General features: G+C 71.0%; 12 protein-coding genes and 1 pseudogene. 2 read left to right on the top strand and 11 right to left on the bottom strand.

Going from position 1 to position 6986, the window contains the following annotated elements; translation table 11 throughout:
* A pseudogene (locus tag GTW67_RS17815) lies at positions 1 to 283 on the top strand (SAM-dependent methyltransferase); the annotation flags it as partial.
* Positions 284 to 336: 53 nt separating this feature from the next.
* Entirely contained in the window at positions 337 to 507 is a 171-nt protein-coding gene (locus GTW67_RS17810) for a hydrophobic protein (protein WP_161165812.1), read from the top strand.
* 33 nt (positions 508 to 540) lie between these two features.
* Here GTW67_RS17810 and gvpK read toward each other — a convergent pair whose 3' ends face one another.
* From gvpK to ligD, 11 genes are all read right to left on the bottom strand, one after another.
* Positions 541 to 837 (bottom strand): gas vesicle protein K, encoded by a 297-nt coding sequence (gvpK, locus tag GTW67_RS17805; protein WP_346010681.1) that lies wholly within the window; start codon positions 835 to 837, stop codon positions 541 to 543.
* A gap of 1 nt (position 838) precedes the next feature.
* Positions 839 to 1021, bottom strand: coding sequence for a gas vesicle protein (gene gvpJ, locus GTW67_RS17800; RefSeq protein ID WP_077799359.1), 183 nt, complete (start codon positions 1019 to 1021; stop codon positions 839 to 841).
* Positions 1018 to 1836, bottom strand: coding sequence for a GvpL/GvpF family gas vesicle protein (locus tag GTW67_RS17795; protein ID WP_161165810.1), 819 nt, complete (start codon positions 1834 to 1836; stop codon positions 1018 to 1020). Before GTW67_RS17795 ends, gvpJ (GTW67_RS17800) begins: the two co-directional genes overlap by 4 nt.
* Positions 1833 to 2159: a gas vesicle protein gene (gene gvpJ, locus GTW67_RS17790; protein WP_161165809.1), complete on the bottom strand. Its 327-nt coding sequence runs from the start codon at positions 2157 to 2159 to the stop codon at positions 1833 to 1835. Before gvpJ (GTW67_RS17790) ends, GTW67_RS17795 begins: the two co-directional genes overlap by 4 nt.
* Positions 2156 to 3379 (bottom strand): SRPBCC family protein, encoded by a 1224-nt coding sequence (locus GTW67_RS17785; protein WP_161165808.1) that lies wholly within the window; start codon positions 3377 to 3379, stop codon positions 2156 to 2158. The genes gvpJ (GTW67_RS17790) and GTW67_RS17785 overlap by 4 nt, the downstream gene beginning before the upstream one ends.
* Positions 3376 to 4068 (bottom strand): DNA primase, encoded by a 693-nt coding sequence (locus tag GTW67_RS17780; RefSeq protein ID WP_161165807.1) that lies wholly within the window; start codon positions 4066 to 4068, stop codon positions 3376 to 3378. Before GTW67_RS17780 ends, GTW67_RS17785 begins: the two co-directional genes overlap by 4 nt.
* Positions 4065 to 4328, bottom strand: a complete 264-nt coding sequence (locus GTW67_RS17775; protein ID WP_161165806.1) for a gas vesicle protein GvpG — start codon at positions 4326 to 4328, stop codon at positions 4065 to 4067. The genes GTW67_RS17780 and GTW67_RS17775 overlap by 4 nt, the downstream gene beginning before the upstream one ends.
* Before the next feature lie 5 nt (positions 4329 to 4333).
* A complete protein-coding gene (locus GTW67_RS17770; RefSeq protein ID WP_161165805.1) occupies positions 4334 to 5107 on the bottom strand; it encodes a GvpL/GvpF family gas vesicle protein in 774 nt (257 codons plus the stop codon).
* On the bottom strand, positions 5104 to 5541 hold the full coding sequence (gene gvpJ / locus GTW67_RS17765) for a gas vesicle structural protein GvpA (protein ID WP_161165804.1): 438 nt from the start codon (positions 5539 to 5541) through the stop codon (positions 5104 to 5106). The genes GTW67_RS17770 and gvpJ (GTW67_RS17765) overlap by 4 nt, the downstream gene beginning before the upstream one ends.
* A gap of 48 nt (positions 5542 to 5589) precedes the next feature.
* The gene (gene gvpO / locus GTW67_RS17760; protein ID WP_161165803.1) at positions 5590 to 6021 is read right to left on the bottom strand and encodes a gas vesicle protein GvpO; all 432 of its coding nucleotides are present in this window, start codon (positions 6019 to 6021) and stop codon (positions 5590 to 5592) included.
* A 113-nt stretch (positions 6022 to 6134) separates the two neighbouring features.
* Positions 6135 to 6986, bottom strand: an 852-nt coding sequence (gene ligD, locus GTW67_RS17755; protein WP_161165802.1) for a non-homologous end-joining DNA ligase, incomplete at its 5' end; no start/stop codon positions are given.

Genomic DNA, 6986 nt, shown 5'->3' with positions numbered 1-6986 from the left:
TGGACGGCGGCTGAAGGCCTGGGCGCTGGAGGCCGGGTTCACGGACATCACGGCGACCTCGGACACCTGGACCTTCTCGACCCCGGACGAGCGGGAGTGGTGGAGCGGCCTGTGGGCGGACCGCACGCTGGCCTCGGCCTACGCCGAGCGGGCCACGGAGGGCGGCCACGCGACGCAGGAGGAGCTGCGGGCCGTGTCGGCGGCCTGGCGGGAGTGGGGCCGGCGGCCGGAGGCGTGGTTCGGCGTCCTGCACGGGGAGATCCTGTGCAGGAAGGAGTCCTGACGGACGCCTGATCGGGGCATTTCGGGAAACCAGTACGGCAGGAGGTTCACATCATGGTTCCACTTCTGCTCGTGCTGCTTCTCGCGCTCATTCTGTTCGGCGCCGGATTCGCGTTGAAGGTGCTCTGGTGGATCGCCCTCGTGGTCATCGTGCTGTGGCTGCTGGGGTTCCTGGTTCGTGGGACGACCGCAGGAGGTGGCCGAGGCCGCTGGTACAGGTGGTGAACGACAGGCGGTGAGGCTGCTGCCCCGGGAGGCTCACTCCCGGGGCAGCAGCGGTCCCAGCGGCCCGAGGTCCAGGTTCAGGTCCTCGGGCCGCAGTCCGTAGCGGTCACGCAGCTCGGTCATGCGGTCGTCGAGCAGCATCAGGGTGAGCCCGATGCGCTCCTCCTGCTCCTCGCTCAGGTCGCCCTCGTCGACCCGGCGCAGCGCCTGGCGCTCCATGAGCTGGCGCAGCAGTTCCACGACGGTCAGCACCAGTTTCACCAGGTCGCGCTCGACCGTGTCGGGGTCCAGGTCGAGGCGCTTGCGGCGGTCCGGTTCTTCTTCGCTCACGTCAGTCCCCGAACGGCGAGGGCACATTGCGGTTGACCGAGCTGATCAACGCGTTGAGGTCGATGCGGACCAGGTCGACGTCCGCGATGCGCAGCGTGATGTCACCGGTGATGACCACGCCGCCGGCCAGCAGCCGGTCGAGCAGGTCCACGAGGGCGATCTCACGGCGTTCGACGACGGTCATGACCCCTCCCCCGCTTGCCCCGCCGTTCCGGCGCCCGTCGCGCCGTCCTCGGGGGCCGCCTCTCCCGCGAAGGAGTAGGCGGCCCACGGGCCGGTGAGTTCGACGCGCATGCCGGGGGTGTCGTCCTTCGTGCGGTCCACCATCTCCACGAACTCCTCGGAGGCGTCCCGCGGCACCAGGTAGGCGGCGTTCAGGACGTTCCGTCCGGCGGCGCCGGACAGCGTGGGGTTCTGCGGGGCGTGCAGCCGGGCGTCGTCGGCCCGGGAGGACAGGTTCGCGTGCAGCCGTGTCGCGAACTCCTCGGCCCTGGACCACTGGTCCTCGTGCGCCCGCGCCCGCATCCGCCGCTGCCGCAGGTAGTCACGGCCCGTGGCGGGTTTCGGCTCGGGCTCCGCCGGACGGTCCGCCTGTTCGGGGTCCGTCTCGACGTAGACCTTCACACCCCACTCCACCCGGCCCTCCAGCCGGTCCAGGGTGCGCCGGAAGTCGTCCTCGCGCTCCTCCATCATCACGCGGACGCCGCTGTCGTCCCGGAAGACGGTGGCCAGCCGGAGCGGCAGCGGCGTGGTGACGACGGTGAGCGCGTCGACGACCTGCTGGTGGGCGCGGGCGGTCCCGGCGAGCCAGTCCAGGTCCTCCAGGTGGGCCCGCAGCGACTCCTCGGAGAAGTCGGCCTCGGGCACGTGGCTGACCGCGGCGACCAGGCCGTGGTGGGCCAGCAGCCTGGGCGGGTCGCCCGCGACCCCGGTGAGCTGCGACTGGAGGGGGACGTCGAAGGGCCGGCAGACGGCGTAGACGTACCGCAGTGCCGTCATCGTTCCTCCCTCGGTACGCGGCCCGACTCCAGCTCTCGCAGGCGTTCCCGCAGCTCCGCGTTCTCCCGGGTCAGTTCGTCGCGCCGTGCGCGCGAGGAGAGCGCCGGGTCGCTCTCCCACCAGTCGATGCCCATTTCCTTGGCCTTGTCGACGGAGGCGACGATGAGCCGCAGCTTGATCGTGAGCAGCTCGATGTCGAGCAGGTTGATCCGGATGTCGCCGGCGATGACGACACCCTTGTCCAGCACCCGCTCCAGGATGTCGGCGAGATTGGCGCTCTGTCCCTGGCCATAGGGATCGGGCAGCCGGCTGGGAGTGGTCATCGACGACTCCCGCGGCCGGCGTACTCGTCGTCGTCCGCGTACTCACCGCGGGACGCGTACTCGTCCTCGGCACCGGCGTCGGCGCCGTCCTCTTCCTCCTCCTCGTACTCTCCCTCGGGCTCCTCGTCGTAGCCGTCCTCGTCCTCGGGCTCGTCGGACTCCTCGGGCTCCTCGTCCGCCTCTTCCTCGTCCTCGGCGTACGGAGCGTCCTCGTCGTCCTCGTCGTCCTCGTAGGCGTCCTCCGCCTCGTCGGACTCCTCGTGCTCGTCGTTCTCGTCGCCGTCCCGGGCCTCGGGCTCCTCGCCCTCCTGGTCCTCCTCGCCCTCCTGGTTCTCCTGCTCCTCCTCCGCGACCGCGTCCTCGTGGCTGCGGACGACCTCGCCGTCGCGGATCTCGCCGCGCCAGCCGTCGTCGGCCTCGCCCTTGAGGGTGATGTGGCGGACGTAGTTCTTCAGGTCCAGGCGGGCCCGGCGGCCCTGGGCGCGCCAGATGTTGCCGGTCTTCTCGAACAGACCGCTCGGGTAATACTCGATGACCAGGATCACGCGGGTCAGGTTGTCGGCGAGCTGGTGGAAGCTGACGACGCCCTTGGTGGTGCCCTTGGCGCCCTCCGACGACCAGGAGATCCGGTCGTCGGGCACCTGCTCGGTGGTCTTCGCCTTCCAGCTGCGGTTGGACCAGAAGACCTTCAGCTGCCAGTCGGAGGACGTGTCGTCGGCGCGGTTCGCGCTCTTGACGCCCTTGGCGAAGGTGCTGAAGTCCTGGAACTGCGTCCACTGGTCGTAGGCCGTGCGCAGCGGCACGCCCACATCGACGTACTCGATGATGACGGTCGGCTTCTGGCCGCCGCCGCCCTTCTTCTTGCCCTTGCCGCCGCCGAGGTTCTTGAAGGCGCCGACCACGTTGTCCTTCACCTTGCCGGCGCCGACCTCGAACGCGGCCCGCATCGGGCTCTTGCCCTCGGCGAGCTTGCGTCCGCCGTCCAGGGCGAGCTTGGCGAAGCCGGGGCTGTTGCCCTCGGCTATGTCGTTCAGCTTGCCGGTGGTCTCGCCGAGCTTGGTGCCGACGCCCGTCAGCAGCCGGGTGACCTGGGCGGCGAGGTACTCCTGCACCTCCGCCTTCAGGCGGTCGGCCGCCTCGCTCTGCGCCACGTCGGCGAGCGGGTTCTTCTTCGCGGCCTTGCCTGCCGTGGAGGCCGCGGAACCGAGAGTGTCGGTCATCGCTCACCACCGCCCTTCGACTGCCGGGACCCGGCGCCGCGGGCGGGCGCCGACTTCTTGCCGGCCGCCTTCTTCGCGGGCTGGGCCCGCTTGGCGGCCGTCTTGCGCGCGGGCGCCTTCGCCGCGGCCTTCTTCGCCGGGCGCTTCGCGGGGGTCTTCTTCGCCGCGCCGCGCGCCGCCTCGGACGCCTTCTTCGCGGGCCGCTCACGGCGCCGCTCGGGCTCCTCCCGCGACTCGTCGGACTCGTGCGAGTCGTCCGAGTCGTCCGACTCGCCCCGCGGCTCCTCGTCGCGCTCCTCGTCCTCGTACTCCGAGTCCTCCGAGTCCTCGGAGTCGCGGGAGTCGGAGCCCACGCCCGGCGCCGCCGAGGCCACGCCGGAGAGCTGGTCGCGGACCTGCGCGGTGCGCCCGTGGAGGCGGTCGGCGAGCGCGTCGATCTGCCGCTCGACCATGGCCCCCGAGGCGGCCTTGCCCACGCCCCGCAGGTCCGTGCGCAGCTGGTCCCCGATCTCCTTGAACTGCGGGTTGTTCTGAAGCTGCGAGGAGACGAGCTCCGCGATGCCCTTCGGGGTCAGGTTCAGCTTCTTGCCGGCCACCATGGTGCCCACGGCGACCGCCATTTTCAGTTTCTTCGTGCGTCCCAGCAGATAGCCCGCCCCTACGGCGAGGCCGAGTCCCATTCGATTCATGGTGCCGTCCCGTTGCCCAATCCCGCGCTGTGGCGCGTAGCGATCTCCAGCCGGTCCAGGAGGGCGTCCTCCTCCTGGTCGAACTCCTCCTCGGTGATCTCCCCGGCGTCCAACCGCTCTTCCAGACGGGCGAGTTCGGCCCGGATCGTGGAGGGGTCGTAGTAGATGCGCTCGGCCTCGCCGAGCACCTGTCTGATGGCCCAGCCGCCGGCGCGAGCCGGGGCGAGCGGCAGGAGGAGGATCTCCGAGATGAGTCCCACGGTCGTCACCCCGCTCCGGCGTCCGCACCACCGGCCGCGGTGCCCGCGGGCTCGGCCGGGCCGGGCTCCACGAAGCTGTACGGCGGCAGCGGCCCGTTCACCCGCACCTCCAGGTGCGGCATCTCCCTGCGGGCCCGCTCCACGGCGGCCATGAACTCCTCGGCCGACTCCCGCTTCACCAGGAACGACACGTTGGCGAGCCAGCCGGTGGACTCGGGGCCCACGCTGACGGCGTCGGCGGCCGGCTCCAGGGCGCTCTCCAGCGCCGCGGCGTCCTCGGCCTCCTTGCCCTTGACGGCGGAGGCGACCAGCTCGCCGAGCTGGATCTTGGTCTCGTAACTGCCGCCGCCCGACTGCCGGTTGGACTCCGCGAGGGCGCGGATCTCCGGGTTCTCGGCCATCACGTGGTGCAGCACCGCTTCCTCGACGTGATTGGCCTTGATGTTGTACTCGACCCGGTCGTCCAGGGCCCGCAGGCGCTCCCGGTAGTGCTCGGCGCGCTCCGCGAGGACGCCGGTGACCGCGCTGTCGTCCGGGGCGACGCTGCCGAACCGCATGGGCAGCACACAGCCGGCGGCGCCCGCCTCGCTGAGCACGTTCTGGTGGGCGAGCAGCTCCCGGCGCTTGGGGCGCAGGTCCTCGGGGGCGTCGCTGACGACGGCCGCCAGGTCGCCCTCCTGGAGGATCCGCACCTCACGGGGCGGGTCGCCGACGCCCGTCAGCCCTTCCGGGAGCGAGGTGCGGGATCCGTCGGTGATGCCGTAGACGTACGTGCTCACTCCTGCTCCTCCTTGCGGCGCGAGGGCGCGGCCTTGCGGGTACGCGGCCGCGAGGCGGTCTCCCGCTCGGAGCCGCTGTCGTCACGGCCCTGCTTGAACGCGTCGGATATGGTCTCGGCGGCGCCGGACAGCGCCCCCTTGGACTTGCCCCGGGCGCCGGACTCGGTCATCTCCCCGACCAGGTCGGGCAGGCCCGGGTCCTTGCGCGGCCCGGACTCGAGGTCGAGCCTGTTGCACGCTTCGGCGAAGCGCAGATAGGTGTCGACACTGGCGACGACGACACGGACGTCGATCTTGAGGATCTCGATGCCGACCAGGGAAACGCGCACGAATGCGTCGATGACGAGCCCCCTGTCCAGTACGAGCTCGAGAACGTCGTAAAGGCCGCTGCTGCCGCCTCCGCCGCCGGTCTGCTGTGCCGGTACGACAGTCATGCCGGATGTCCTCCATCCATTCCGTGGGTGTGTGTCCGTCCGGGCGGTTCAGCGTCCGCCGGAACCTCGCGCGTCGGCCCTCCCGCGCTCGTAGCGCCTGACCCGCCGGTAGCCGGTGAGCTGCCCGTCCGGGTCGAGTTCCACCTGGTAGCTGCCCATCAGGCTCATCGTGTCGGGCACCCGCTCGAGCTCCAGGACCTCGACCTCCAGGGACCAGCCCTCCTCCGTCTGCTCGAAGGACGACACGCTCTCCGCGGTCATTCCGGTGAGCTCGGCGAGCTGGGCCCGCGCCTCGCGCAGGATCTCCATCGGCCGGGGCCGACGCGCCTTATGTGAGTTTTGTGATTCCTGTGATTCTTGTGAGTCCTGTGGTTCTTGTGAGTCCTGAGTCTTACGAGAACTCTGTGTTCTAGAACTCTGTGTTTTACGTGAACTCTGTTGTGGACTCTGCGATTCGGACGTGTTGTTCGTGTTCGACATGGCCACCTCCCCCTCCGTGTGGCCGCAAGCGTGTTCGCCAAACCTCCACGGCCCCATGCATGTGCCACACGTTCGCGCAACCGGAGCGGCCGGCGTCCGGGCCGCGCGACTGGTCAGCCGCGCAGGGCGCTCAGCCGTCGCCGGGCGGGCGCCAGGGCCCGCGCGCGGCTCATGACCCCGTCCCAGGGCCGGGTGCGGGCCTGCTCCACGGCGTCCGCGACCGTCCAGCGGCGGGCGTGCAGGCCGGGGTCGTCCAGCTGGTCCCAGGACAGGGGGGTCGCCACCGGGGCGCCGGGCAGGGCGCGGACCGAGTAGGGGGCGACCGCCGTCTGCGCGTAGGCGTTGCGCTGGATGTCGAGGTAGAGCCGGTCGCCGCGGTCCTTCTTCCGGGCGGCGGTGGTGAGCCGGTCGGGGTGGGCCGCGGCGAGGGTGTCGGCGACGTCCCGCGCGAACTCCCGTACCTCGTCGAAGTCCTGCCCGGCTCTCAGGGGGACGATCACGTGCAGGCCGCGCGAGCCGGTGGTCATCAGGGCCGAGGGGAGCCCGATCCCGTCGAGCAGTTCGCCCAGCAGGACGGCCGCCTCGCGGACCCGGGGGAAGTCGTCACCGGCCGGGTCGAGGTCGAAGACCATCCGGTCCGGCCGGTCGGCGTCCCCGGCCCGGGACAGCCACCGGTGCAGGGTCAGGGCGGCCTGGTCGGCTAGGTACAGGAGGGTGGCGGTGTCGTCGCAGACGGTGTGGCAGACGGTGCCGCCCTCCTTCGCCACCTCGACGCGGGAGATCCAGTCCGGGTAGTGCTCCGGGGTGTTCTTCTGCATGAACCGGGGGCCGTCCACGCCGTCCGGGTGCCGCTCCAGCATGAGCGGACGGCCCCGCAGGTGCGGCAGCATGAACGGCGCGACGGCCCGGTAGTAGTCGACGAGGTCGCCCTTGGTGTACTCCTCGCCGCCGCTCCCGTCCCGGCA

Origin of the sequence: Streptomyces sp. SID5910 (assembly GCF_009862125.1) — a bacterium.
Taxonomy (GTDB): Bacteria; Actinomycetota; Actinomycetes; order Streptomycetales; family Streptomycetaceae; genus Streptomyces.
The sequence above is the reverse complement of the archived record's forward strand: the minus strand, read 5'-3'. Positions and strand labels throughout refer to the sequence as shown.

What these genes read in the sequence shown, in the direction of transcription:
- GTW67_RS17810 (WP_161165812.1), top strand. Translation starts at nt 337, where the DNA reads ATGGTTCCACTTCTGCTCGTGCTGCTTCTCGCGCTCATTCTGTTCGGC.
- gvpJ (WP_077799359.1), bottom strand. Translation starts at nt 1,021, where the DNA reads ATGACCGTCGTCGAACGCCGTGAGATCGCCCTCGTGGACCTGCTCGAC.
- GTW67_RS17795 (WP_161165810.1), bottom strand. Translation starts at nt 1,836, where the DNA reads ATGACGGCACTGCGGTACGTCTACGCCGTCTGCCGGCCCTTCGACGTC.
- gvpJ (WP_161165809.1), bottom strand. Translation starts at nt 2,159, where the DNA reads ATGACCACTCCCAGCCGGCTGCCCGATCCCTATGGCCAGGGACAGAGC.
- GTW67_RS17785 (WP_161165808.1), bottom strand. Translation starts at nt 3,379, where the DNA reads ATGACCGACACTCTCGGTTCCGCGGCCTCCACGGCAGGCAAGGCCGCG.
- GTW67_RS17780 (WP_161165807.1), bottom strand. Translation starts at nt 4,068, where the DNA reads ATGAATCGAATGGGACTCGGCCTCGCCGTAGGGGCGGGCTATCTGCTG.
- gvpJ (WP_161165804.1), bottom strand. Translation starts at nt 5,541, where the DNA reads ATGACTGTCGTACCGGCACAGCAGACCGGCGGCGGAGGCGGCAGCAGC.
- gvpO (WP_161165803.1), bottom strand. Translation starts at nt 6,021, where the DNA reads ATGTCGAACACGAACAACACGTCCGAATCGCAGAGTCCACAACAGAGT.